The 23,229-nt window shown below is 65.3% G+C and carries 22 protein-coding genes and 1 pseudogene; 10 read left to right on the top strand and 13 right to left on the bottom strand.

Translation table 11 applies throughout. From position 1 onward, the window contains the following. The first annotated feature begins 10 nt into the window (after nucleotides 1-10). From C8C93_RS08100 to C8C93_RS08085, 4 genes are all read left to right on the top strand, one after another. Nucleotides 11-565 carry a DUF3617 domain-containing protein gene (locus C8C93_RS08100; protein WP_121506514.1) on the top strand — a complete coding sequence of 185 codons (555 nt, stop codon included), beginning with the start codon at nucleotides 11-13 and terminating at the stop codon, nucleotides 563-565. A gap of 5 nt (nucleotides 566-570) precedes the next feature. Continuing rightward, on the top strand, nucleotides 571-1,413 hold the full coding sequence (locus C8C93_RS08095; protein WP_147433742.1) for a hypothetical protein: 843 nt from the start codon (nucleotides 571-573) through the stop codon (nucleotides 1,411-1,413). A gap of 33 nt (nucleotides 1,414-1,446) precedes the next feature. Then, nucleotides 1,447-2,487: a VWA domain-containing protein gene (locus tag C8C93_RS08090; protein WP_121506512.1), complete on the top strand. Its 1,041-nt coding sequence runs from the start codon at nucleotides 1,447-1,449 to the stop codon at nucleotides 2,485-2,487. A gap of 82 nt (nucleotides 2,488-2,569) precedes the next feature. Next, entirely contained in the window at nucleotides 2,570-3,802 is a 1,233-nt protein-coding gene (locus tag C8C93_RS08085) for a Yip1 family protein (RefSeq protein WP_121506511.1), read from the top strand. A gap of 162 nt (nucleotides 3,803-3,964) precedes the next feature. Here C8C93_RS08085 and C8C93_RS08080 read toward each other — a convergent pair whose 3' ends face one another. After that, a complete protein-coding gene (locus tag C8C93_RS08080) occupies nucleotides 3,965-4,579 on the bottom strand; it encodes a chromate transporter (protein ID WP_121506510.1) in 615 nt (204 codons plus the stop codon). Beyond that, nucleotides 4,576-5,175, bottom strand: a complete 600-nt coding sequence (locus tag C8C93_RS08075; protein WP_121506509.1) for a chromate transporter — start codon at nucleotides 5,173-5,175, stop codon at nucleotides 4,576-4,578. Before C8C93_RS08075 ends, C8C93_RS08080 begins: the two co-directional genes overlap by 4 nt. A gap of 281 nt (nucleotides 5,176-5,456) precedes the next feature. Here C8C93_RS08075 and C8C93_RS08070 point away from each other — a divergent pair, with 281 nt between their 5' ends. Continuing rightward, nucleotides 5,457-6,302, top strand: coding sequence for a fumarylacetoacetate hydrolase family protein (locus tag C8C93_RS08070; protein WP_121506508.1), 846 nt, complete (start codon nucleotides 5,457-5,459; stop codon nucleotides 6,300-6,302). A 54-nt stretch (nucleotides 6,303-6,356) separates the two neighbouring features. Here C8C93_RS08070 and C8C93_RS08065 read toward each other — a convergent pair whose 3' ends face one another. Together C8C93_RS08065 and C8C93_RS08055 are read right to left on the bottom strand one after the other, a co-directional pair. After that, a complete protein-coding gene (locus C8C93_RS08065) occupies nucleotides 6,357-6,644 on the bottom strand; it encodes a DUF6150 family protein (protein WP_055401176.1) in 288 nt (95 codons plus the stop codon). 465 nt (nucleotides 6,645-7,109) lie between these two features. Beyond that, a complete protein-coding gene (locus C8C93_RS08055) occupies nucleotides 7,110-7,736 on the bottom strand; it encodes a hypothetical protein (RefSeq protein WP_121506507.1) in 627 nt (208 codons plus the stop codon). 182 nt (nucleotides 7,737-7,918) lie between these two features. Here C8C93_RS08055 and C8C93_RS08050 point away from each other — a divergent pair, with 182 nt between their 5' ends. Further along, nucleotides 7,919-9,235 (top strand): sodium:proton antiporter, encoded by a 1,317-nt coding sequence (locus tag C8C93_RS08050; RefSeq protein ID WP_121506506.1) that lies wholly within the window; start codon nucleotides 7,919-7,921, stop codon nucleotides 9,233-9,235. 271 nt (nucleotides 9,236-9,506) lie between these two features. On the opposite strand, the gene C8C93_RS08045 is transcribed toward C8C93_RS08050, so the two are convergent. The 7 genes from C8C93_RS08045 to C8C93_RS08015 all read right to left on the bottom strand — a co-directional run bounded on the left by C8C93_RS08045 (nucleotide 9,507) and on the right by C8C93_RS08015 (nucleotide 15,935). After that, nucleotides 9,507-10,454, bottom strand: coding sequence for a phytanoyl-CoA dioxygenase family protein (locus C8C93_RS08045; RefSeq protein ID WP_121506505.1), 948 nt, complete (start codon nucleotides 10,452-10,454; stop codon nucleotides 9,507-9,509). 208 nt (nucleotides 10,455-10,662) lie between these two features. Beyond that, complete coding sequence (locus C8C93_RS08040; RefSeq protein ID WP_121506504.1) at nucleotides 10,663-11,994, bottom strand: type II toxin-antitoxin system HipA family toxin; 1,332 nt, start codon at nucleotides 11,992-11,994, stop codon at nucleotides 10,663-10,665. A 43-nt stretch (nucleotides 11,995-12,037) separates the two neighbouring features. Continuing rightward, nucleotides 12,038-12,340: a helix-turn-helix transcriptional regulator gene (locus tag C8C93_RS08035; protein ID WP_121506503.1), complete on the bottom strand. Its 303-nt coding sequence runs from the start codon at nucleotides 12,338-12,340 to the stop codon at nucleotides 12,038-12,040. A 220-nt stretch (nucleotides 12,341-12,560) separates the two neighbouring features. Next, nucleotides 12,561-12,668: a YXWGXW repeat-containing protein gene (locus tag C8C93_RS25635; protein WP_121506502.1), complete on the bottom strand. Its 108-nt coding sequence runs from the start codon at nucleotides 12,666-12,668 to the stop codon at nucleotides 12,561-12,563. Between the two features lie 23 nt (nucleotides 12,669-12,691). Next, nucleotides 12,692-13,174 carry a GreA/GreB family elongation factor gene (locus C8C93_RS08025; protein ID WP_121506501.1) on the bottom strand — a complete coding sequence of 161 codons (483 nt, stop codon included), beginning with the start codon at nucleotides 13,172-13,174 and terminating at the stop codon, nucleotides 12,692-12,694. A gap of 733 nt (nucleotides 13,175-13,907) precedes the next feature. Beyond that, nucleotides 13,908-14,618 carry a hypothetical protein gene (locus C8C93_RS08020; RefSeq protein WP_233559266.1) on the bottom strand — a complete coding sequence of 237 codons (711 nt, stop codon included), beginning with the start codon at nucleotides 14,616-14,618 and terminating at the stop codon, nucleotides 13,908-13,910. Between the two features lie 354 nt (nucleotides 14,619-14,972). Further along, entirely contained in the window at nucleotides 14,973-15,935 is a 963-nt protein-coding gene (locus C8C93_RS08015; protein WP_121506499.1) for a LysR substrate-binding domain-containing protein, read from the bottom strand. Between the two features lie 96 nt (nucleotides 15,936-16,031). Here C8C93_RS08015 and C8C93_RS08010 point away from each other — a divergent pair, with 96 nt between their 5' ends. The 4 genes and pseudogenes from C8C93_RS08010 to C8C93_RS07995 all read left to right on the top strand — a co-directional run bounded on the left by C8C93_RS08010 (nucleotide 16,032) and on the right by C8C93_RS07995 (nucleotide 21,212). Beyond that, nucleotides 16,032-17,396: a D-serine ammonia-lyase gene (locus C8C93_RS08010; protein ID WP_121506498.1), complete on the top strand. Its 1,365-nt coding sequence runs from the start codon at nucleotides 16,032-16,034 to the stop codon at nucleotides 17,394-17,396. A 59-nt stretch (nucleotides 17,397-17,455) separates the two neighbouring features. Continuing rightward, a pseudogene (locus tag C8C93_RS08005) lies at nucleotides 17,456-18,442 on the top strand (Bug family tripartite tricarboxylate transporter substrate binding protein). A 43-nt stretch (nucleotides 18,443-18,485) separates the two neighbouring features. After that, nucleotides 18,486-20,045, top strand: a complete 1,560-nt coding sequence (locus tag C8C93_RS08000; protein ID WP_121506497.1) for an amidase — start codon at nucleotides 18,486-18,488, stop codon at nucleotides 20,043-20,045. 21 nt (nucleotides 20,046-20,066) lie between these two features. After that, nucleotides 20,067-21,212, top strand: a complete 1,146-nt coding sequence (locus C8C93_RS07995; RefSeq protein ID WP_121506496.1) for an FAD-binding oxidoreductase — start codon at nucleotides 20,067-20,069, stop codon at nucleotides 21,210-21,212. Between the two features lie 33 nt (nucleotides 21,213-21,245). Here C8C93_RS07995 and C8C93_RS07990 read toward each other — a convergent pair whose 3' ends face one another. Both C8C93_RS07990 and C8C93_RS07985 read right to left on the bottom strand, forming a co-directional pair. Continuing rightward, nucleotides 21,246-21,461 carry a putative motility protein gene (locus tag C8C93_RS07990; RefSeq protein WP_121420030.1) on the bottom strand — a complete coding sequence of 72 codons (216 nt, stop codon included), beginning with the start codon at nucleotides 21,459-21,461 and terminating at the stop codon, nucleotides 21,246-21,248. A gap of 240 nt (nucleotides 21,462-21,701) precedes the next feature. Continuing rightward, the gene (locus C8C93_RS07985; RefSeq protein WP_121506495.1) at nucleotides 21,702-23,117 is read right to left on the bottom strand and encodes a dihydrolipoyl dehydrogenase; all 1,416 of its coding nucleotides are present in this window, start codon (nucleotides 23,115-23,117) and stop codon (nucleotides 21,702-21,704) included. Nucleotides 23,118-23,229 lie beyond the last annotated feature (112 nt).

Below are 23,229 nucleotides of genomic sequence, written 5' to 3'. Positions count from 1 at the left end.
AGAGCCTGCCATGAAGACCGCAACCCTTGCCATCGCCACCGCCGCCTGCTTCGCCGCAGCAGCCCAGGCCCAGGACATCGCCCCCGGCCTGTGGGAGTTCAAGCACGACGTGCGCGTGCCCGGCCAGCCGGACATGGCTGCCCAGATGGCGCAGATGCGCGAGCAGATGAAAAACCTGCCGCCCGAGGCGCGCAAGATGATGGAGCAGCAGATGGCCGGCCACGGCATCGGCATGGGCGCGGACGGCGCTCTGCGCCTGTGCATCAGCCCCGAGAACGCGAAGCAGGACCCCATCCGCGAAGGCCACACCGAGGGCGACTGCACCTACACCCAGGTCAAGCGCAGCGGCAGCACCTGGACGGGCCGCCTTACCTGCAAGGAGCCGCCCAGCCAGGGCGACTTCACCACCACGCTGCACAGTGCCAGCCACTTCAGCACCAAGGCCGTGCTCACCAGCAAGCAGCATGGCCGCATGGACATGAGCACCGAGGCGCGCCGCCTGTCGGCCGACTGCGGCACGCTCAAGCCCCTGGCAACCCCCACCAAGCCCGCGGCCAAGCGGTGATGGCAATGCGCGCCCAATCTGCCCTTATTGGCATGTTCGCCCTGTGCGCCGCCGCCGCCAGCGCGCAATCGCTGGATCACCTGGCCTGTGCGGCAGGCGTGCATTGCAGCGGCATGCTGCAGTCCGAAGAGGCGCGCATCGCGCTGGGCATCGACGGCCAGGCCGAGGCTCAGCGTGCCTTCATCGACGCCAGCCGCGACTTTCCCGACCCTGTATGGCGCTGCGCAGCCGCAGGCGAATGCGCGGGCGGCATGACGCAGAACGAGGCCCGGGTGCTCATCCCCTTGCCTGAAGAAGCCTTTGCCGCAGCCGAGGTCATGCGCCGTGGGCAAGTGCAAAACGACCCGCCACCGCCCGCAAAAGCGCCTGCCGCTCCCCGGCCCGCAGGCAAGCCAGCGGCCAAGTCGCCCGGCATCGAGGTCGAGATCAACCAGCCTGGCCCCAAGGAGATTGACCTGCGAAAACCCCTACCCACGCCCGGCGGCGAAATCCAGCCGCAGGACGGCCCATGGCGCTTTGCCAACGGCAGCCCGCACACCAGCGGCAAGTGCTTGCCGGGCCTGACTGCAGCCCTTGCCGGGCAAATGCCCGCGCCGCAGTCCGGCCCCGTCACCTTTGCGCGCCCATTCAACGCCTCGCAAATCATCCGCAGCCCGCAGGTGGCGTGGCAGCGCATCGCGCCCAACCACTGGCGCGGCACGCTGGCCGCAAGCCAGGGCAAGCCGATGGAAATGGTTTGGGTTGTGCGCGTGCGCAGTGCCACGCACATGGAGGGCGAAAGCGTGGTGCGCGTCTCCGTGCCTTCGGCCTGCATCGTCAGCACGCCGTTCACCTTTGCGCGGCAGTAGCCGCGGTCACGCTTTCTTTTTGAAGAGGATTTCATGCCTGTCACCCACCGACTTGTCGCCACCGCACTGCTGGCCTGTGCCGCCAACGCCCCCGCCCACGCGCAAACCGTGCCGCAAGGCCCCGGCCAATCCATGCTGGTGCTCGACGCATCCGGCTCCATGTGGGGCCAGATCGCGGGCCGCGCCAAGATCGAGATCGCCCGCGAGGCCGTGGGCAGCATGCTCGCCACCTGGCCCGCCAGCCAGCAACTGGGGTTGATGGCCTATGGCCACCGCAGCAAGGGCGACTGCGCAGACATTCAGATGCTCAAGGCCCCGGGCACGGTCGACAAAGCCGGTTTTCAGCAGGCGGTGAACGCCTTGCAGCCCAAGGGCATGACGCCGATTTCCGCCTCGGTGCGGATGGCAGCAGAGCACCTGAAGTTCAGCGAACGCAAAGCCACGGTCATCCTGGTGAGTGATGGCGAGGAAACCTGCCACGCCGACCCCTGCGCCCTGGGCAAGGAACTGGAGAAGCTGGGCGTGGATTTCACCGCCCACGTCGTGGGCTTCGACATCGACAAGAACCCCAAGGCCAAGGCGCAATTGCAATGCCTGGCGAGCAGCACCGGCGGGCGCTACGTGGACGCCCGCGATGCCAATGAACTGAACCAGGCATTGCAGAAGGTGGCTTCCAGCCCCCCACCGCAGCAGCCCGACAAGCTGTCGGGAATGGTGGGCCGCGTCTATGACACGAGCTTTGGCCGCTTGACGGTGGAGAGCGCGGACAAGAACCGCTTGACCGGGCGCTACGCGGGCACGGCCGCCGACGGTTCCGACGCGGGCACGATCGAAGGCGCGCTCACCCCGGACTCCGGGGGCGGCAGCTTCAATTTCGAGGGCCATTGGTTCGCCAAGTCGGCAGGCCAACGCTGTGCCGCATCAAGAAATGGCACGCACTACTGGGGCAGGGCGACGCTCGTCTTCAATCGTGAAGGCACCAATTTTCAGGGCTTTTGGGACTATTGCGACGCTGGCGGAGCGGCAGAGGGGGCCTGGCATGGAGACGTTGTCGAGGTGCTGAAGAAGAACTAACGGCAACTCCTGATTTGATAGCTGCTTGCGCTTGTTCAGAAAGCGCTAGAGCCCGATTTGACCTATATTTTTTGGAAAACTCATGACCACACTTGCCGACAACACCGCCGCCCGTGGTGTGCTGGAGCGCGCACAGGCCATCTTGCTGCGCCCCCGCGAAACCTGGCCCACGATTGCGGGCGAGGACGACAGCATCGCCCGCGTCTACAAAAGCCATTTGATCTACCTGGCCGCGATTCCAGCCGTGGCGGGCTTCATCGGCCAGAGCCTGGTGGGTGTGGGCGCGTTCGGCATCACGGTGCGCGTGCCCATCGTGCAAGGGTTGGTGGGCATGGTGGTGGGCTATGCGCTCACGCTGGCGCTGATGTACGGCATGGCCCTGGTGGCTAGCGCGCTCGCACCCAAGTTTCAGGGCCAGGCGCACGTGCCGTCGGCCTTCAAGCTGCTGGCCTATGGCGCCACGGCGGGCATGGTGGGCGGGGTGTTCAGCCTGCTGCCTTCGCTGGCGATGTTGGGGCTGGTGGCGGCGCTGTACAGCATCTGTCTGATGTACCAGGGCGCGCCCGTGCTGATGAAGGTACCGCATGAAAAGGTCATGGGCTACACGGCGGCGCTGGTGGCATGCGCCGTGGTGCTGGGGCTGGTGGTGGGCGGGGCGTCCGCGCCGTTCATGCCGCGCGCAGGGGTGGGGCTGGGCGGCTTGACCGGTTCGGAGGGCGGCAACGTGAGCATCAGCGTGCCGGGCACGCAGATCAAGATCGATACCGCCAAGGTCGAGGCCGCCGCGCGCCGCATGGAGCAGGCCCAGGCGCGCGGCGACACGCAAGAGGCTGGCAAGGCCATGGGCGAGGCGCTGGGCGCCGCCTTGGGCGGGCAGGGCGGGGCGCCGATTGCGGTGGAAACCTTGAAGGCCCTGATGCCCGCCACGCTGGCCGGCATGCCGCGCACATCGGCGGACGCGCGCACCGAGGGCATGGCAGGCATGCAGTTCAGCAGCGTCACCGCGCAGTTTTCCGAAGGGGATCGGATGATCGAGCTGCGCGTGCTCGACATTGGCGCCATGCCCATGCTGGCCATGGCCGCGTGGCCGCGCGGCACGGTGGACCGCGAAACGGCCGATGAGGCCGAGCGCGTGTACCAGAAGGACGGCGTCTCCTACAAAGAGGAATACCGCAAGGATGGCAGCCAGTCGAGCTTTGCCATGCTGCTGCCCAACGGCGTGCTGTTGGACGCCAATGGCCATGTGCCGATGCCGGACTTGAAGGCCGCACTACAAGGTGTACCGATCGGACAACTGGCGGCGCTGAAGCGTTAAGGGTGCGCTGCATAACCCTTGCGAGACAGTGGTAGTGGGGGGCGGGATGGGCCGCAAGGCGCCTTTTTGCAGCCAATGGCCCAGCTATTGGCACGAAAAGCAACGAAGCGGACCGCCCGAGACCGCGCTATCACCGACCGCAGGGAGTTGTGCAGGAAATCTTTAAACCCAGCCCTGTGCCCCCAATGCCGCGCCTGCTCCCAGCATCCACAGCAGGTGCAGCCTGGTGCGCCACACCAGCACCACGGTCACGGCGCTGAGCAGCCACAGGGGCCACGCGGTGTCGAAGTTGCCGTGTGCGCGTGTCAGCACCCACGAGGTGGCCAGCAGCAGGCCAATGACCACCGGCGCCATGCCTTGCTTGAAGGCGCGCACGCCGCGCCGCTCGCGGTTGCGGTGGCCCCAGCGGGTGGCCGTCCAGGTCAGCAGGCTGCTGGGCAGCATCACGCCCAGCATGCACACCGCCATGCCCAGGGCGCCAAGCAGCCAGCCTGCAAGGCCTGGGCCGCCTGCGTTGATGCCCACATTCCAGCCCAGCAGGGCGATGAACAGCACGTTGGGGCCGGGTGCCGCCTGAGCAATGGCGATGGATGCGTTGAACTGCGGGTCGGTAAGCCAGGCGTTGCGCTCCACCAGGTAGCGGTGCATGTCGGGCGCGGTGGCAATGGCGCCGCCCACGGCCAGCAGTGACAGCGACAGGTAGTACAGGAACAGGTTGAACCAGTCGCCCGCGCTCAGGGCTGTCAAGGATGCGGTGAGGGTGGTGGCTGCATTCATGGCGCGAGCTTTCTCCACGTCAGCACGCAGGCCGCGCCACCGATCACCGGCAAAATCCAGAACAGCGGCCAGCGCAGCCACGCCATGGCCACGATGGTCAGCCCTGCAAACGCCACACACAGCGGGCGGCCCAAGGGGTGGTTTTTGATCGACACAAACAGCTTGATGCCCACCCCCGCAATCAGCCCTGCCGCCACGGCGCCCATGCCGCGCAGCGCACCGGCCACAGCCGGGTGGCTGGCAAACTGCGCATAGACCACGGCCAGGGCCAGCACCAGGATCAGCGGAAAGGTCAGCATGCCCGCCAGCGCCGCCAACGCGCCGCGCAGGCCGAAGTAGCGGTCGCCAATCATGATGCTGAGGTTGACCACGTTGGGGCCCGGCATGATCTGCGCCACGGCCCAGTCCTCGACAAACTCCTCGTTCGTCATCCAGCGCTTTTTCTCCACCAGCTCGCGCTGCACCACGGCCAGCACGCCGCCAAACCCTTGCAGGGCCAGCCAGGTGAAAGACCAGAACAGATCGGACGGGTTGCGGGGTTGGGGCCGAGATGGGGATTCCGGGGGCGGGGAGGGTAGATCGGTGGCAGTGGCCATGGAAAATTGAGTAAAAATGGCTGCTAGCGCTTATCTGGAAAGCGTTGGAAGCTATTAAATCAGGAGTATTTTGGGTGCGCGGCTGGCGCTGCGGTGCACCCCGCACCATGTTACGCGCGCCACACGGGCTGCGCAGGGGATGCGGCCCTCGTCTTGCGGCAAGGCAGGGCCGGTGATTGGCGTACACGCTGGGGGTTGCGTGCCGCTATGCTGCGTGTCGGCGCAGCGCGGCTCCTTGCTGCGACTGCCACCTTTCGCCGACCCCACCAGGATTTCCCGCCATGAAACTCATCCGTTACGGCCAGCCCGGCGCAGAACGCCCCGGACTGATCGACGCCACCGGCACGCTGCGCGACCTGTCCATGCTGCTGCCCGACATGGGCCCTGCCCAGCTCAACCCGCGCACGCTTTCTGCCCTGGCCGCCATCGACGCAAGCCGCCTGCCGCCCGTCTATGGCACACCGCGCCTGGGCAGCCCGGTGGCTGGGGTGGGCAAGATCGTGTGCGTGGGGCTCAACTATGCCGACCACGCGCGCGAGGCGGGCCTGCAGCCGCCCGCCGAGCCTGTGTTGTTCATGAAAGCCGTGACGGCGCTCAGCGGCCCCAACGACGATGTGCGCATTCCGCCCGGCGCCGTCAAGACCGACTGGGAGGTCGAGCTGGGCATCGTCATCGGCACCCGTGCGCGCCAGGTGGCCGAGGCCGATGCGCTGCAGCATTTGGCGGGCTATGTGCTGGCCAACGATGTGTCTGAACGCGCCTGGCAGATGGAGCGCGGCGGCCAGTGGGACAAGGGCAAGAGCTACGACACCTTTGCCCCGATCGGCCCGTGGCTGGCCACGGTTGACGAGGTCCCCGACCCGCACGCCATCGACCTGTGGCTGGAGGTCAACGGCCAGCGCGTGCAAAACGGCAGCACCCGCAACTTCATCTTTGGCGTGCCCACCGTGGTGTCGTACATCAGCCAGTTCATGACGCTGGAGCCCGGCGACGTGGTGCTGACCGGCACGCCCGCCGGTGTGGGGCTGGGGCAAAAGCCCGACCCCTGGTTCCTCAAGCCCGGTGATGTGATGCGCCTGGGCGCCACGGGCCTGGGTGAACAGGTGCAAAAGTGCGTGGGGGGATGAGTCGGGCGGTGGGCCTGGTGCGGTTCACACGGCGCAGCGCTCTTGGGGCCGGACCTATTTGCCCAGCTTGCCGATTAGCAGATGGTCCTTGGTTCGCCAGCCAGCCTGCTCCGGGGTGCTGACCCTGAAGATTTTCAGGTCCGCCTGGCTGGCGTGCTTGACGCGGTAGACCTTGAAGCTGGCCTGGTTGGCATAGGCCACAAAGAACCAGATCGCATCGCCGCTGGCCTGGGTGGCGTAGTGCACCTCGTGCCAGCACAGGTCGGCCTGGCTTTCATGCGCCACCTCGCAAATGTGGGCGTCGGCCTGGTTTTCGTATTTCACTTCCAGGATCTTGGCCATGGGCATCCTTTCGGGCGGTGGTTCGGGCGGGGGGCTTGTCCTTCTTAGAACCTGTTCAAGATCTTTTCGGGGTCGCACAAGGTCCTTGCAGGGATGGGATGCAAGGCGCGGTGCGCAGTGGATAGCCCGGCTATCCACAAGCGCTGCAACGCCGCAGACCGCCCGGCAAGGCGCTTGCCCGAAGGGTTGGAGTGAAATCGGGCGATTGGACGCCCCGGCTGCTTGCATGGGCATGAGCCCATGCGGTGCATCCGAAGCATCCACTCATCCCGATTGCACTCCAATGCGATCCCCGAAAAGATTTTGAACAGGTTCTAAGGGTATCCAGACTTTGGGCGCGCCAGCCCCCGGGTTGCCCTGTAGAGATGTAAGATATTGAGTAAAAACAGGGCCTGGCGCTTGATGGGAAAGCGCAAGCAGCTATCAAATTGGGAGTGCGAGGAGCAACCAGGGCCCGGTGGCGGGTCAGTTCTCCACCTGCACCGACTCTACAAACACCAGCTCGCAGGAATTGGCCCCGGAATCCGACCGGGTGAGCGAACTCGTCCAGCGCCAGCCGCTGGGGTGTGTCACCTCCACCAGCCTGCCGGTGATGCGGATGTAGGCCCCCGCACGGGCCTTTTTGAGCGCCCGCTCCACCACGGGCGTGGCTGCAATCATGTGCATGTTGGCTGACGACTCGATGATCTCCTGCAGCGGGATGGGCGGTTGGTCGCGCCAGGTGTAGCGGTACCAGCGGCCGCCCTGGGTGATGTTCAAGGCTTCGTACACCGCAGGGTCGGCCATGCGCTTCCAGCCCAGGGCCAGGTCCATCGGGGACAGCTCGGCCTCCTTGCCCACGTAATAGTCTTCGCGCGACAACACCCGTGCGCGCACGGCAAACGTGGCCAGTGGCTTGACCTGGTAGCCCCGGAACTCGAAAGCCGCCTGGCTGGTGGCCTCCTGCGCGGGGCTGTCGGCCATTGGCTGAGAGACAGCGGCCAGCCCGTGGTTTTGCAGCCGCTGGTCGGCGTAGTGCACCCTCAGCTTCTCGACCGCAAAAAACGCCACGAGCAGGGCCATGGCGATCTTGAGGAGGGTGGAGACGTTCATGGGCTTTCACCAAAGTCACGGAATTGTGCACAGATGCACCGCCAGGTAACGCCGAAAGGCGCTCCACCGATTGGCGACATCCGCTGACAGCCCGGGGGGCCGCACCCCCGCAGCGGTGGGCGCGGGTGGCGTGCACAGTGGCCGGATGCGCGTGCAACCTTTTCCCCCTCCAGTCCGTATCCATGACCGCTGAGCTGCTTCCCGCCCTGGGCTTTGTGCTGGTCGGCCTGCTGCTGGTGGTGATGACGCTGACCAGCTCCTTCATCGCGCGTGTGCCACTCAGCTCGGCCATCCTGTACCTGGCCGTGGGCGTCGGCATTGGGCCCTGGGGGCTGGGCCTGCTGGTATTGGACCCGGTGGGTGATGCCCCGCTGCTGGAGCGGCTGACCGAGATTGCCGTGCTCATCTCGCTGTTTACCGTGGGCCTGAAGCTGGATCTGCCCCTGCGCGACCGGCGCTGGCGCATTCCGGTGCAGCTGGCCACCGTGTCGATGCTGATCACCGTGGGCGCCATCACCGCCGTGGGCGTGTGGCTGCTGCACCTGCCGCTGGGCGCTGCCGTGCTGCTGGGGGCCATCCTGGCGCCCACCGATCCGGTGCTTGCGTCCGACGTGCAGGTGTCCGACCCGCAAGACCGCGACCGCTTGCGTTTTGGCCTGACCGGCGAGGGCGGGCTGAACGATGGGGCGGCGTTTCCGCTGGTGATGCTGGGCCTGGGCCTGATGTCGCTGCACGACCTGGGCGAGAGTGGCTGGCGCTGGTGGGCGGTGGACGTGCTCTGGGCCGTTGTGGGTGGCCTGTTGATTGGCTACCTGCTGGGCGTGGTTGTGGGCCGGGCCATTTTGTACCTGCGCATCCGCCACCGCGAGGCGCTGGGCCCGGACGAGTTCATGGTGCTGGGGCTCATCGCGCTGGCTTATGGCATGGCCTTGTTGTGCCATACCTACGGCTTTCTGGCGGTGTTTGCTGCCGGGTTGGCGCTGCGGCGTGCGGCGGCGGAACCAGCGGCGTCCGTGGCATCACCTGTTCAAGGCGACAACAACGATGGTGAAGCCCCCGTGGCCGCTCAGGCGCCGGGCCACATGATGGAGTCGGTCGAGCGCTTCAACGCCCAGCTGGAGCGCCTGGCCGAAGTGACCGTGGTGCTGGTGGTGGGTGCGCTGCTTTCGGTGGTGGACTTTGGCACCGAGGTGTTGTGGTTTGTGCCCGTGCTGCTGCTGGTGATCCGCCCGCTGGCGGTGTATGCAGGGCTGGTGGGCGCCAAGGTAGAGCGCTCGCAGCGCCGCCTGATCGCATGGTTTGGCATCCGGGGCATTGGCTCCATCTACTACCTCATGTACGCCATCACACACGACCTGCATCCGGTGATTGCGCAGCGCCTGCTGGCGATCACGCTGGCGGTGGTGGTGGCGTCGGTGCTGCTGCACGGGGTGTCGGTAACGCCGCTGATGCGGCGCTACGAGACCCGCAGGAAGACCAAGGCGCAGCGGCCACGGTGAGTTAGCAAGACCGGTTCAATCGAAAATGACCGCTAGCGCTTTATCTGTATGGTTTTGTTGCTATGAGTTTTGCGGTTTTTGAGGGAGGTGCGCCCCCCGCTCGCCGCACCTCAGAGGCTGAGAGTTTTTAGCCGTGCCCGAAAGGCGCGCGAAAACGCCTCGAATCTAGGCGCAAAGCACAGCCATAGCTCGGGCTATGGCGAGCATTTGCAACGACGAGCCGGGGCGTTTTCGCGTGCAAGGCGGGCATGGATAAAAGACTCTCAGCCTCTCAGACCCAGGTGTCGTGGCAAGGCACCTGGGCGGGGGCCAGGTTGATGTACTGCACCAGCCGGGGCTGCGTGCCCCGATTGGGGCTGGGGCCATGGGGCAGGGCCTGGTGCCAGATCACCAGATCGCCCGCGCCCGCGCCGATGGGTGTGGCACCCAGCGCATGCAGGTCTTGCTGGCGGGGCTCGACCCCAGCGGGTAGCTGGGCCAGCCAGTCGCCCACCCGGCGGTGAAAACCTGGCACCAGGGTGAGGGCACCTTGTTCGGGGGGCGTGTCGGTCAGGTACAGGATGCCCTGGGTGGCAAAGGGAATAGGCTGGTGCAGGCTCACATCCCAGTGCATGCCCTGGCCGCCGTAGGGGTAGCCGGGGCGTTCTGGAGGGTTGAAGCCACAGCGGTCAGTGCTGCGCCACAGGTCTGCCGTGCCCCACAGCTGCGCAAATGCCTTGTGGATGCGCAGGGAACGTCGGTTGACGTCGAATGCCGGGTGCTGAAACATCTGCACCATGGTGTTGCGCGGGGCGTGGGCGTACCACGACTCCACATCTGCGGGGTCGGCGCGCACGGCTTCCCACACAGCCTGTGCGGCGGCGGCGCTGTGCTCTGGCGTGGTGGCCTGGCGTACCACCACATAGCCATGCTCGTCCCAATGCGCCAGGTCGTCCGCATCCAGCACGGGCTCCATCGCATCGATCCGGGCCTGCAGCTGCAAGGCCGCTTCGGGCGTCGGGCCGCCATCCACAAGGGCTTGAATCCGCGCCACGGTGGCAGCATCGGGCGCGCCCGCCGTGCGCACGATCCAGTCCTCAAAGGCAGCGAACTCCGGGGCCTCGCGCAGCACGTATTGCATGGTCTGCTCCAGCCCCACACCCAGCGCGGCCAGCACGATCTGTGTGCGGTGGGCCTCCGCTTCGGCGCCCCTCAAACCCTGGCCCTGGCGTGCGGTCATCCAGCGTGACCAACAGCGTTTGAGGTGTGGGACCTGCAGGGCGCCCCTGTCCGCATCGGGCGGCAAGGAGCCAGACGCTGTTGGGGGCGTGGTGGTTGCGATCGGGGAGTGCATGGATGGAGCAAATCAAAAACGGTTCGGGGTCACAAGGCAGCGCCCGCGCCGAACCCTGCGCGCAGGCCTGCCGATTTTGCCGCGTGGCCCGCCATCACCGGGCCAGGGCCACATCGCCTGCAAGCCGCTGCGCCACCACATTGCGCACAGACGCCGGGGCGCTCTCCAGCAGGCTGGGCCATTCCGTTTTGGCCCGCGCCACCGTGTCGCGCAACAAGGCCAGGTGCCGGGGCACGCGCAGCAGCCCGGCCGATTTCATCAGGCCTTCCATGTCGTCCCAGGTCAGCGCCCGCAGGGTGTTGTCGATGGCGCGGTTCACTGCATATTGCTGGTCGGGCACGCCCTCAAAAAACGCGGCCACACACACCGGGTCGTACACCGGGGCCAGTTGCGGCACGCGGCCGTCGGGGTAGACCAGGGCCCAGTTTTTCAGGTGTGCATCGGTGTTTCCCATCAGGATGAAGGCCACCATGCGCGCCAGAAACTCGCGCGTGTCCAACACCGGCTGGCGGCTCAGGCGGTTGAGCACGCGCAGCATGGTGGCCCAGTCCTGCAGCGCGCCCTTGCCATGGGTTTTGCCGTATTTCTGGCGCGGCGTGTAGCCCAGCACCTGGTTGAACTCTTCCATGTGCACGCGGGCGCCGCCGGGTAGGTGGTCAAAACGCTGCACGGCCAGAATTTCGTTGAAGGGCACGGCATCGGGCAGGTCGGCCTCGGCCCGGGTGATGACGCGCACATCGGCGCAATGCAGGCCCAGCGCCTTGCACAACTGGTAGCCGGTGAACTCGTTGGTCACGAGGTCGGGGTGGGCTGTGGTGGGCAGCTTCAAGATCACGCTGCCCGCCGCGCCCTTGCGATGCACCGTGTAGCGGCGGCCGTCCTGCACCGCGCTGAACTTGGTCACCACGCCGGGCAGCGAGGCCGCGTCTTCCACCGGGTATTCCACAAACCCCGGCTCCAGCACATCGAGCCCCTGGGTCGTGTGCCAGTGCCGCACCACGTCCGGGATGCCGTCTTGCGCAGGCACGGGCTCCACCTCCAGCGCGCCCATCAGGTCGTGGCCTGCGGCGGCCAGCAGCTCGAACTCGTCATCGGGGCTACAGCCACGCTCGTGCGCAAGCCGCTCGCGGTTGTGGCCCTCGGGCAGCAGGTTCTGAAAATACACCGGCCAGCGCCCATCGGTGCGCACCAGCCGCGCATCCCGCGCCGACGCGAGGATCTGCTGCGTCGCGGCCTCGTCGGCACCCTGAAAGCTCAGCGACAGGGTGGGGCGCTGCGGGTTGCGGATGTAGCTCTCGTCAAACGACACGCGCAGGATGTCGCCGTATTGCGAGAGGTAGCCAATCGGCTCGCGACCGCCTGCCGCCCCGTCCGCCTTTGCCGGGCGGTGCAGGTACAGGCGCAGGTAGCGGATGGAGGTGCTCATGGAGTGTTGGCGGAATGGGTGCGCACGTGGTGACCGCTATTGGTCAGCGTCGCATGCCGTCCACCACGGATGGCGGCGCATCCACGCCCTCGGGCTGCCCCAGAAACTTGCCCCCCGACTGGATGAACGCCTCCAGGCTGGGCCGCAGGCTGCTGGGCACGGCAATGATGTCCATGCCCAGCACGCGGGCCATTTCAGCCAGGGTGGAATAGCGCGGGTCCAGGTCGCCGCCTTCGGTGCGCTGCACCGTCATGCGGCTAAGGCCTGCACGCTCGGCAAGCTGGGCCTGGGTCATCTGGTGGGCCTTGCGGGCGGCGGCAAGGGTAGGTATGAGGTCAGTAGACATGATGCTATTTATACTCTTAATATTTAAAAAGAGTATAAATTTTATCTTTTCGCAAAGTTTTTTGACCCAACGGGGGCGAGAAGTGGCGGGTATGCCGCTACAGGTCAGGCCCAGTCTGTGCCACTGTTCCGGCGGGACTGCCCGGAACGGGCGCATTGCAGCGGTTGCTGTCGGTGATGTCGGCCCTCTGAGTTCACGGTCTGGGCCACTCAGCGCTCATTCACGCGCATGCGACACCTCGGACCCAGTGGCCTGGTTCAAAGTTCGGCTGACCTTGCCAGCCAGCCGGTACGTTCACCACGCCCGAACCTCTATTGACATCGGCCAATTCGGCGTGGACTTACATGCAGCTTAATGAACCCGCAGCACCTCAAATTGCTGTCGGATTGAAGCGACCTGTATCGACACATCATCACCCTCGCATTTACCCAGCATGGCCCCGCCCAAAGGGGCCTCGCTGCTGATGACCTGAACGAGCTGTGCGCCGCTGACCAACTTCATGCTGCCCCCATCCGGGCCGAGGAAGAGCTGCTGCTCCTTGTCGTCAGAATCAACCAGGCAGACCAGCGCGCCGAGCTGGATACCTTTGCTGGCGTCGTAGGGGCGCGGGCGGAATTGGCGCCAATTGGCTATCGCCTGGCGGATGGCTTCGGCGCGGCGAGCTTGACCGGTGGCCAGGTAGGCGGCTTCGAGTCCTAATGTGTCGTATTTGTTTTCGGCGATGTTTTCTTCGTGAGTGGCCGTTTCATGGGCCGCCCGCATTGCCTGTTCTGCTTGCACCAGGTCTTCGGCGAGCCGTTCCAGCACCTGCTTCTGTAGCAAAAATTTATCCATGATGAAGGGTCGGCATCTCGAACAAGTGGGGGTAAGTCTTGATTGTGAAGGGCTCCACCAGCCCTCGACGCTCTTGTTGGCTGCCGTGACCTTCAGCTAAGTGCACGCTGCTACCGATGAGATCATTGATGGAGCCCATTGCCAGGTACGAAGGGATAGACTGAGCTATGCAAAGATTTCCCCTCAGCGTTGTTGCAGCCGTTCGTTGGTTGGCTTTGGCAATTTTTTGCTTCGGCATTGTCACTGTCGGCCAAATGCTGATTTTTTATCAGGTCACGCGTTGGGGGAAGTTTGTCTGTCCAGACGGGTGGTGGCGTTCGTCGCCCGGACTATGTGCTTTTCCACCCGTATCAATTTCGATCTGGTCGATTAGCTACGCTGCAGTTTCGATACTTCTTGTTTGCACTGGCGTGTTGCTCGCGCCCTCACATAAGCTGAAAGCTTGCGCGACCATGCTGATCGCGTTGATGAGTTGGCAAACCTACATCCTCATCGCCAAATCGTTTTCTTGGGTTGCTCTCGGGTCGCTGTGTGCAGTGGTTGGCATAGCAACATGCTTTGGCCTTGGCGCGCTGGCTTCGCGTAGCCCATCATTGCGGCGAACGTACGCAAATATTCCCGCTCCTCAGTAGATTAAGCATCCGTTGCCGGTAGCCCTGGACGGCTCGTATTGGTCAATAGCAACAGTCGTTGCAACGGGTGCAACGGGCCCATGTCCGACATTCGACAACCTTCATGTGAACTGGTCATAAAACACCTCAATCTGGCTGGTAGCGACCAAAGCTTGGAGCGGAAAGACCAGCCAAGGAGTTGCGACCTCCATGTCATTGAGGCGAACTAACAATTGATCTCGCACATCCGGTTTCACCTCCTGCCGCCAGTTCAGCACTTGGCCCCAGGTCGAACTCCCGTTCAAGTGCAAGGGAAACCGTGCGGACTGAACTGAAGCGCTATAGGCCGTTGGAAAGAGTCGCTTGTATGCCTGCAGGTTGTAGAGCCAAGAAACGCCGCGCACGGTTGTAGCGCGTGGCTCCGTGCGCTGAACATGCGATATCAGTTTTTGTAAATCGGCCCTCCTTGCGCTGGAATTCTCAATAGCAAGCGGACTGGAATTGATTCCATCTGGCACAACAAAGTGGATGCGCAAGGTACCGTATGCATCGGGCGGATCGTAAGAAAAACAGCCGAACGACCGTTTGACTTCGATGTAGGAAAGAGATTGTTGGAACTCGGCACATAAAGCGACTTGCTCGGCACGGTTGTCGACCGCGATTTTTACCCTGTTCAGAAAGAGTTTCCACCTACTTCCGCCAGCGTCCCCCCAAAGATTCAGCCTGCGTCGCAAGTTGGTACAGCGGTCAATGGCGACGTCGAGAGACACTGCCGCTTTCGCTGCGTAGTGCGTGGCAAATTTCAATTGCAGGGAGAAATAGTCTTCAAGCATGTATATGACGTTAGCACCGTCTTGCCAACTTCCACTTCTGGCCGGAAGCGGTGGTCCTCGTTATCTCAGACATTGCCGTCGCGACTGCTCGCGAGTGACATGCTGGGGCCTCCTGTCTCAAACTTTCGCCGTGAATGAGTGGGCCGCGTCACAGGACCAGTTGTCTCAGGATTCATTGGCCATGAACAGCCAAGAATCTGTCAAAAATAATAGCTGCTAGCGCTTGCTCAATAAGCGCTAGGGCCAAAAATATCGAATATGTAGCCGCAGTATTCGCCTCGACTCACTGGGTACAACCTGACACCTAGTTGCTGGGTAGTGCGCCGGTTGGGCGTCGTTACCTGGCCTACCCAGCTACTTGGCATCCTGCGGCGCTGGCAGCACCTGCGCCCGCTCCCCACAAAACCGCAACGCCTCATCCCCCAACCAATCCCGCACCAGTTGCATCGCCGGGCTGGGGTGGCTGGTGGTCACAAACGAATACGCCGCCCGCGACAACACGCTGCGCCCCAGCAGCGGAACCAAACGCCCGGCCTTCACGTCCTGCAGCACCAGCGCTGCGCGGCCCATGGCGATGCCTTGGCCAGCCAGGGCAGCGCCCAGGGCCAGTTGCGACAGGTTGAACTGCTGGCCGCCTGCCCAGGGCGGGGGTGTGGTGCCCACCTGCGCAAACCAGTGTTGCCACTCTTCATAGGTGTCGGCGCCCTCCCAGGCGCTGCCGTCGTGCAGCAGCCAGTCGCCGTGCAGGTCTTGCGGCTGGGTGATGGGCGGGTGGCGGGCCAGGAACTCGGGGCTGGCCACGGGGATGAGCCACTCGTCCAGAAACACGGTGGCGTTCAGGTCGCGGTAGCCGCCTAAATCGAACCGCACGGCGGCCTCGATGCCGTCGCGCACCATGCGGGTGCGGTCCAGCGTGTGGAATTCGCCAAACACGCGCAGGCCGGTGTGCGGGTGCTGGCGAAAGAAGTCGCCCATGCGGGGCGTGAGCCAGCTCATGGCAAACGAGGGTGAGCAACTCAAGGTGGCGGTGGCGGCCTCGGGAGGCTGGCGCATCTGGGCCAGCGTGCTTTCGATGGCGTCAAAACTTTCGCGCAGCACCACGGCCAGCCATTTGCCCTCGGGCGTGGGCACCAGCGCGCGCGGGGTGCGCAGGAAAAGCGGGCGGCGCAGCCAGTCTTCAAGCTGCTTGACCTGCTGGCTGACGGCGCCCTGGGTAATGCACAGCTCGGCCGCTGCCTTGGTAAAGCTGCCATGGCGGGCAGCTGCATCAAAACTGCGCAGCCAGGCGAGCAGGGAGGGGGAGAGGCGAATGTCCATTATTAATACTAATGCTGCGCTTACTATAAATGGCTTGTGACAGCGGCGTGACCGGCGAAGAATGCAGTCAAGACTTCAACGACTGAATGAATCTGTATGACGCCTGCTGAACGAACGCCTGCTGTGGATGCACTGTTGGCCAACCGTCTGCGCAATGCTCAGCCCGCGCTGTGGACCAACCCGGCCCGGCAGGCGCAACCCCCGGCTGCTTTGCGGGCACTGGGGCGCAGCATTAGTCTGGATGATACGCAGGCCGCCGCCGCCCGGTTGGCCCGGTTTGCCGGCCTGCTGGCCCAGGTGTTCCCGGAGCTGGCTAGCACGGCTGGCGTGGTGGAGTCACCGTTGCTGCCCGCCGCTGCGCTGCAACCCGCGCTGGGTGTGGCCGAGGGGCAGGGGCGCTTGTTCATCAAGGCCGATCACAGCTTGCCTGTGGCGGGTTCCATCAAGGCACGGGGTGGCATGCACGAGGTGCTGGAGTTTGCCGAGCGGCTGGCGCTGGAACATGGGCTTGTGCAAACCGGCGGTGATTACCGCGGGCTGGCCACCCCGGCGGCGCGCGAGGTGCTGGGCCGTTACCAGGTGGCGGTGGGCTCCACCGGCAACCTGGGGATGAGCATTGGCGTGGTGGCGTCGGCCTTGGGCTTCCAGGCCACGGTGCACATGTCGGCCGACGCCAAGGAATGGAAAAAAGACCGCCTGCGCCAGTGCGGGGTGCAGGTGGTGGAGCACACGGGCGACTACGAGCGCGCCGTGGCCGCAGGCCGCGCCGAGGCGGCCCGCAATCCCCTGTGCCACTTTGTGGACGACGAGCAATCGTTTTCGCTGCTGCTGGGCTACAGCGCGGCGGCGTTGCACCTGCAAAAGCAGTTGGCAGCGCAGGGCGTGGCGGTGGATGCCGAGCACCCGCTGATCGTGTACCTGCCCTGTGGGGTGGGCGGTGCGCCTGCGGGCATCACGTTTGGCCTGCGGCAGTTGCTGGGGCCGCATGTGCACTGCTTTTTTGCGGAGCCGGTGCAGTCGCCGTGTTTCATGGTGCAGATGCTGGCCGACACCACACCAGGGATGGACGACCACCCCTCGGTGTACGACTGGGGTCTGACCAACCGCACCGAGGCAGATGGCCTGGCCGTGCCGCGTGCATCGCTGCTGGCGGCCGAGCTGATGCAGCCGCTGCTGTCGGGCGTGTTTACCGTGGCCGATGACACCTTGTTTGCGCAGCTGGTGCTGGTGCTCGATGCCCTGGGCGAGCGCATCGAGCCCTCGGCTGCGGCAGGCTTCAGCGGCCCGGCCATGCTGACGGGCACTACCGCCGGGCAGGCCTGGCTGCGCAGCACCGGCGTGGATGCAACGCTGCACAACGCCACGCACCTGGTGTGGACCACGGGCGGCCTGCTGGTGCCCGACGCGCAGTACCAGGGCTTTGTGCAGCGCGGGCGGGCCGTGTTCGCGGCGCAAGGCTGATTGTTGTCATTCCCCGATTCGTCTATCCCCCAACCTTTGTCACCTTTGGAGAGCACCCCATGAACCGCAAGCAACTGCTTTTGTCGTCCGCCATCCTCTGTGCTTTGGGGGGCGCTGCATGGGGCCCTGCCGTGGCGCAAGAGGCTACGTTCCCTACCAAGCCCATCACGCTGGTGATTCCGTTCCCGCCCGGTGGCGCCACCGACGTGCTGGGCCGCCTCATTGGCAAGAAGCTGGGCGACAAGCTGGGCCAGAGCGTGGTGATCGACAACCGCGCGGGGGCGGGCACCACCATCGGCGCGGCCTATGTGGCCAAGGCCGCGCCGGACGGCTACACGCTGCTGATGAGCTCGGGCACCACCTTCACCGTGAACCCCGCCGTGCGCGCCAAGCTGCCGTACGACCCAGTCAAGAGTTTTGAGCCCATTGGCATCGCAGGGCGCACCAGCCTGATCCTGCTGGCCAACAAGGACGTGCCGGTCAGCGACGTGAAGCAGTTTGTGGCCATGGTGAAGGCTGCGCCTGACAAGTAATCCTATGGCTCGTATGGCGCGGGCACCACGTCGCAGTTTGCGGGCGAGATGTTCTTCCACGCGGCGGGCCTCAAGATCCAGCATGTGCCCTACAAGGGCAGCTCGCCCGCCATGGTGGACCTGATGGGCGGACAGATTCCGTTCACGGTCGATACCGTTTCGGCCGCGCTGCCGCAGCTGAAAGACGGCAAGATCAAGGCCATTGCCGTGACGGCGGGCAAGCGCTCGGCCCTGCTGCCCAAGGTGCCCACGCTGGCCGAAAGTGGCTACCCCGGCGTGGAGATGGACACCTGGCTGGCCATGGTGGCCCCACGCGGCTTGCCGCCCGCCGTCAAGGCTCGTCTGGAGCTGACGCTGGCGCAGGTGGTGGCAGACCCCGAAACCCGCGACAAACTGATCGCCGTGGGGTTTGAACCGACCTATGCTTCTGCCAAGGCGGTGAGCGAGTTGATCGACAAGGAACTGCCGTTGATGCGCGCCGTGGCGCAGCGGGCGGCCATCACGGCAGACTGACCGGTCCCCAGCAGGCAAGCAAGAAAAAGGAGACACATTCGATATGACGACTTCACACAGCACCCTGGTCGAGCTGACCGCCAACGAACTGCGCCATCACATCGGCACGCGGGAAGTCTCGCCCGTCGAGCTGCTCGACGCTTGCATTGAGCGCATCGAGGCCGTCAACCCGCATGTCAACGCCATCACCGCCACCTGCTACGACCGCGCCCGCACCGAGGCCAAGGCCGCCGAGCAGGCGGTGCTGCGTGGCGAACCGCTGGGCCTGCTGCACGGGCTACCACTGGGCGTGAAGGACCTCGAAGCCACGGCTGGGCTGCTGACTACCTACGGCTCGGAGATCTACCGCAGCAATATCCCGGCGGAGGACAACGTGCTGGTGGCGCGGCTGCGCGCGGCGGGCGCCATCGTCACCGGCAAGACCAACATCCCCGAGATGGGTGCGGGCGCGAACTCGCGCAACACGGTGTGGGGCGCCACCGGCAACCCGTTCAACCCGAACCTGAATGCCGGGGGCTCGTCGGGCGGATCGGCCGCTGCGCTGGCGTGCGACATGCTGCCGGTGTGCACGGGGTCGGACACGGGCGGCTCGCTGCGCATTCCGGCATCTATCTGCGGGGTGGTGGGCTTCAGGCCATCGCCCGGCGTGGTGCCCAGCTCTCGCAAGCTGCTGGGCTGGACGCCTATTTCGGTGGTGGGACCCATGGGCCGCACGGTGGAAGAAGCCTGCCTGCAACTGGCTGCCACGGCCGGCATGTCGGCGGGCGACCCGCTGAGCTACCCGCTGGACCCGATGAGCTTCTTGTTGCCCGAAACGGTGGACCTGAGCCGCCTGCGGGTGGCCTACACCGAAGACTTTGGCGCCTGCGCGGTGGACAACAGCATCCGCGCCGTGTTCCGCCAGAAGGTGCAGGCCATGAAGCACCTGTTTGCCCGCTGCGATGCCATCGACATCGACCTGGGCGACGTGCACCGCTGTTTTGACGTGCTGCGCGCCGAAGCCTTTGTGGCCAGCACGCGCGAGGCCTACGAGCGCGACCCCGCCAGCCTGGGGCCCAACACCCGCGCCAACTACGAAATGGGCGCTGCGATGACCCTGCTGGATAGCGCCTGGGCGCAGGCCGAGCAGACGCGAATCCTGGCGCGGTTCCAGAAGTTGTATGAGCAGTACGACGTGATCCTGGCGCCCACCACGCCCGTGTCGCCTTTTGCGTGGACCCAGCTGTTTGCCAGCCACATCAACGGCGAGCCGCAAGCCAACTACTACAGATGGCTGGCGCTGACCTATGTGACCACGTTGACCACGCACCCAGCGCTCAGTTTGCCGTGCGGGCTGGATGACGTGGGGATGCCGTTTGGCCTGCAGATCGTGGGGCGCTTCCGTGCCGACCGCCACACGCTGGGCGTGGGCCACGCGCTGGAGCAAGCATTCAAGGGCATCGTCGGGCTGGCCCGCCCACGGCCTGACATCGCCAAGCTGATGCAAACAAACGCCGCGCCCGCGCTGACCTCCATCGTGACCGGTGCGCCCGATCCGCGCGATGCGCGCAGCCTGCCGCGTGATGACCGTGCCACCTCGGCGGCGCAAGTGTCAGCGGTGTAATTCGAGCCAGGAGACAGAACCATGCAATCAGCGGACACCATCGTCATTGGCGCGGGCATTGCAGGTGCCTCGGTGGCTTGGCAGTTGGTACAGGAAAAAGCCGGTGGGGAGGGCGCCAGCGTGCTGCTGCTGGAGCGCGAATCGCAGCCCGGTTACCACACCACCGGCCGCTCGGCGGCCCTGTACATGGCCACCTACGGCACGCCCAACATCCAGGCGCTGACACGGGCGAGCCGTGCGTTTTACGATGCGCCCCCCCCGGAGTTCGGGGCTGACCCCATCCTCTCGCCCCGTGGCGTGGTCTACGTGGCCGGGCCGGACCAGCTCGACATGCTGAAACAGGCCTATGCAGAAGCCCACGCCATCTCCCCCAATGTGGAATGGGTGGAGCAGGCCGCACTGCTGGCCCAGCTGCCGTGCCTGAAGCCCGAAGCCGTGGCCGCAGGCATGAGCGAGCCCGAGGCGGCCGACATCGATGTGCACGCGCTGCACCAGGGCTACCTGCGTGGCCTGCGCCAGCGCGGCGGCCAGGTGCTGACGAATGCCGAGGTCACGGCCCTGCAGCGCGTTGGCGATAGCTGGAAGGTGACCCTGGCCGATGGCCGGGTGCTGCAGGCCAAAACCATTGTGAACGCCGCAGGCGCCTGGGCTGACGTGGTAGCGGGCCTGGCAGGCGTGCCGCCCATTGGCCTGGAGCCGCGCCGCCGCACCGCCTTCACCTTTGCCGTGCCCGAGGGCATGGATGCCACGCACTGGCCTGCGGTGATCGGCATCGACGAGAGTTTTTACTTCAAGCCCGATGCGGGCCAGCTGCTGGGCTCCCCCGCAAACGCGGACCCTACGCACCCGCACGACGTGGTGCCCGAAGAACTGGACGTGGCCACGGGGATTTATCACATCGAGGAAAAAACCACCTTCCAGATCCGCCGCCCCTCCCACACCTGGGCGGGCCTGCGCTCGTTCGTGCCCGATGGCGACATGGTGATTGGCTGGGACAACCATGTGCCCGGCTTCTTCTGGCTGGCCGGGCAGGGTGGGTATGGCATCCAGAGCGCGGCGGGTGCCTCGTTGTTGGCCCGGCAGTTGTTGCGCGGCGAGCCGCTGGCCGATGAGCTGGTGCGCGAGAAGGTGGATGTGGCAGGGCTGTCGCCTGCGCGGCTGAGGTAGTTCCGCGCCCCTTGATTTGGGTCGCCGAGCGGCTCAGGCGAACGTGTTGACCTGGGTGCCCAGCGTGCCAGAAGTTGCCAGCGCCGGCTGGGGCATGGACTGCTGCATGGCGTCCAGCATCGTGGCGGCCGACACGGCCTGCATGTCCAGCGCCTTCTTCAAGACCACCATGTTCAGCGCGTCCGAAGTCTTGGCACTGGCCAGCGCGGTGGCGGTGTTGACGATGCTGTTGGTGAGGGCGACGTCCATGGTGGTTCCTTGGGGTAATGGGTGGATATCGGCAATTTGGGAAGTGGGCTTGAGGGGTGTTACATCTCTGCCCTGTTAAGGATGACCTGCATAACCTTCGCGAGGCGGTGGTAGTGCGGATCGGGATAGGGCACAAGGCGTCTTTTTGCGGCCAAATAGCCGCGCTATTGGCAAGAAAAGCAACGCAGTGGACCGCCCGAGACCGCGTTATCACGGACCGCAGGGTCACCCTTAAGGCTCCTATTCCAACGCCGCCACCCCAATGGCCGTGCACGTCGCCAAATCAGACTCGCGCCCCTGGGGCAATTGCCGTGCTGTATCCCGCAGCGCAGTGCGCAAGCCTTCTTCCAGCGTAGGGTGGTAGAACGGCATACCCAGCAGATCGTGCACGGTGAGTTTTTGCTGAATGGCCAGCGCGAGCAGGTGGGCCATATGTTCGCCTTGTGGGGCGCACATTTCAGCGCCCAGCAGGCGGCCGGTGGCCTGGTCGGCGTGGATGCAGATGCGCCCGTGGTTTTGCTGCGCGGTGCGGGCGCGGCCCTGGTTGTCAAAGCTGGCTGTGCCGGTGACGGTGTGGGCGGGGTCCATGTCGGCAAAGCGCTGGCCCACGGTGGCGATGTTGGGGTCGCAGAACACGATGCCCAGCGGGGTGCGGCGCTGAAAGCGTGTGGGGGTGTCAGCCAGCGCGTTCATGCCCGCAATGTGGCCTTCGTCGGCGGCCTCGTGCAACTGGGGGGCATGGGTGTTGGCGTCTCCGGCCAGAAACACGGGCAAATCGCCTATTTGCTGGGTTTGTGGATTGACGGTGGGCATGCCGCGCTGGTCCAGGGGCACCCCCAGCGTCTCCAGGCCCAGGTACTGGATGTTGGGCACCCGGCCCATGGCCGCGATGACCTGGTCCACCACCACGCGGTTGTTGCCACTGGTGACTTCAATGCCGCCGGGTACTTCACGCAGCTGCGCTTCGGCCCCCATGTGCAGCACCATTTCCTGCTTGAGCAGCGCTGTCAGTTCGGCGTTGAGCACTGGATCGCTCAGGCCCGCCAGCGTATCGCCCGTGGTGAATGCGGCCACCTGCAAGCCCAGCCGCGCAAGGGCTTGCGAAATCTCCACCCCAATGGGGCCCATGCCAATCACGGCAATGCGAGGGCCGAGGGTGCTTTGCTCGAACAGGGTGTCGGTGGTGAGCATGCGGTCGCCAAACGCGAGCCATTCTTCCGGCACGCTGGGGCGTGACCCGGTGGCGATGATGATGCTGCGGGTGGCGTAGGCGGTGCCGTCAATGTCCACCGAGTGGGGGCCCAGCAGGGTGGCGCGCCCCGACATCTGTGCGCTGCCCAGTTCGCTGGTGGCTTTGAGGGCACCGGCCACAAAGTCGTCGCGCAGATCGCGCACGCGCTGCAGCACGGCGGGCAGGTCGGCGGTCAGCGCGCTAGCGCCCCGCAGGCCGAATTCTTCAAACGTATGGCGGCCGTGGAAGGCGTTGGCCGCCTCGATCAGTGCCTTGGAGGGCATGCAACCCACGCGGGCGCAGGTGGTGCCCCAGGGGCCTTCGTTGACGATGAGGTAGCGTTCCGTGCGCTTGCGCACTTCGCGCAGGGCGGCCAGACCGGCGGTGCCTGCGCCGATGATGATGGTGTCGAGCGGTTGGCTCATAGCGTCTCCTTAGCAGCCCGGTAAAGCTCTGAGTGTGGCGGCCTGCCGCTACAGCGCTTGTAGGCGTAAAGGCATTTGTTCCGAGTCGGCGCCAGGTCCGGCTGGGCTGCCC

This window comes from Acidovorax sp. 93 (assembly GCF_003633835.1).
In the GTDB taxonomy this organism is placed as follows: Bacteria; Pseudomonadota; Gammaproteobacteria; order Burkholderiales; family Burkholderiaceae_C; genus Acidovorax; species Acidovorax facilis.
Note: the sequence above shows the minus strand (reverse complement) of the source record. Positions and strands in the feature narration are given on the sequence as shown.

What these genes read in the sequence shown, in the direction of transcription:
- C8C93_RS08100 (WP_121506514.1), top strand. Translation starts at nt 11, where the DNA reads ATGAAGACCGCAACCCTTGCCATCGCCACCGCCGCCTGCTTCGCCGCA.
- C8C93_RS08095 (WP_147433742.1), top strand. Translation starts at nt 571, where the DNA reads ATGCGCGCCCAATCTGCCCTTATTGGCATGTTCGCCCTGTGCGCCGCC.
- C8C93_RS08020 (WP_233559266.1), bottom strand. Translation starts at nt 14,618, where the DNA reads ATGCTTGAAGACTATTTCTCCCTGCAATTGAAATTTGCCACGCACTAC.
- C8C93_RS07990 (WP_121420030.1), bottom strand. Translation starts at nt 21,461, where the DNA reads ATGGACGTCGCCCTCACCAACAGCATCGTCAACACCGCCACCGCGCTG.
- C8C93_RS08085 (WP_121506511.1), top strand. Translation starts at nt 2,570, where the DNA reads ATGACCACACTTGCCGACAACACCGCCGCCCGTGGTGTGCTGGAGCGC.
- C8C93_RS08070 (WP_121506508.1), top strand. Translation starts at nt 5,457, where the DNA reads ATGAAACTCATCCGTTACGGCCAGCCCGGCGCAGAACGCCCCGGACTG.
- C8C93_RS08000 (WP_121506497.1), top strand. Translation starts at nt 18,486, where the DNA reads ATGACGACTTCACACAGCACCCTGGTCGAGCTGACCGCCAACGAACTG.
- C8C93_RS08065 (WP_055401176.1), bottom strand. Translation starts at nt 6,644, where the DNA reads ATGGCCAAGATCCTGGAAGTGAAATACGAAAACCAGGCCGACGCCCAC.
- C8C93_RS08075 (WP_121506509.1), bottom strand. Translation starts at nt 5,175, where the DNA reads ATGGCCACTGCCACCGATCTACCCTCCCCGCCCCCGGAATCCCCATCT.
- C8C93_RS08055 (WP_121506507.1), bottom strand. Translation starts at nt 7,736, where the DNA reads ATGAACGTCTCCACCCTCCTCAAGATCGCCATGGCCCTGCTCGTGGCG.
- C8C93_RS08025 (WP_121506501.1), bottom strand. Translation starts at nt 13,174, where the DNA reads ATGGATAAATTTTTGCTACAGAAGCAGGTGCTGGAACGGCTCGCCGAA.
- C8C93_RS08015 (WP_121506499.1), bottom strand. Translation starts at nt 15,935, where the DNA reads ATGGACATTCGCCTCTCCCCCTCCCTGCTCGCCTGGCTGCGCAGTTTT.
- C8C93_RS08090 (WP_121506512.1), top strand. Translation starts at nt 1,447, where the DNA reads ATGCCTGTCACCCACCGACTTGTCGCCACCGCACTGCTGGCCTGTGCC.
- C8C93_RS08040 (WP_121506504.1), bottom strand. Translation starts at nt 11,994, where the DNA reads ATGAGCACCTCCATCCGCTACCTGCGCCTGTACCTGCACCGCCCGGCA.
- C8C93_RS08010 (WP_121506498.1), top strand. Translation starts at nt 16,032, where the DNA reads ATGACGCCTGCTGAACGAACGCCTGCTGTGGATGCACTGTTGGCCAAC.
- C8C93_RS08045 (WP_121506505.1), bottom strand. Translation starts at nt 10,454, where the DNA reads ATGACCGCACGCCAGGGCCAGGGTTTGAGGGGCGCCGAAGCGGAGGCC.
- C8C93_RS08050 (WP_121506506.1), top strand. Translation starts at nt 7,919, where the DNA reads ATGACCGCTGAGCTGCTTCCCGCCCTGGGCTTTGTGCTGGTCGGCCTG.
- C8C93_RS08035 (WP_121506503.1), bottom strand. Translation starts at nt 12,340, where the DNA reads ATGTCTACTGACCTCATACCTACCCTTGCCGCCGCCCGCAAGGCCCAC.
- C8C93_RS07985 (WP_121506495.1), bottom strand. Translation starts at nt 23,117, where the DNA reads ATGAGCCAACCGCTCGACACCATCATCATCGGCGCAGGCACCGCCGGT.
- C8C93_RS08080 (WP_121506510.1), bottom strand. Translation starts at nt 4,579, where the DNA reads ATGAATGCAGCCACCACCCTCACCGCATCCTTGACAGCCCTGAGCGCG.
- C8C93_RS07995 (WP_121506496.1), top strand. Translation starts at nt 20,067, where the DNA reads ATGCAATCAGCGGACACCATCGTCATTGGCGCGGGCATTGCAGGTGCC.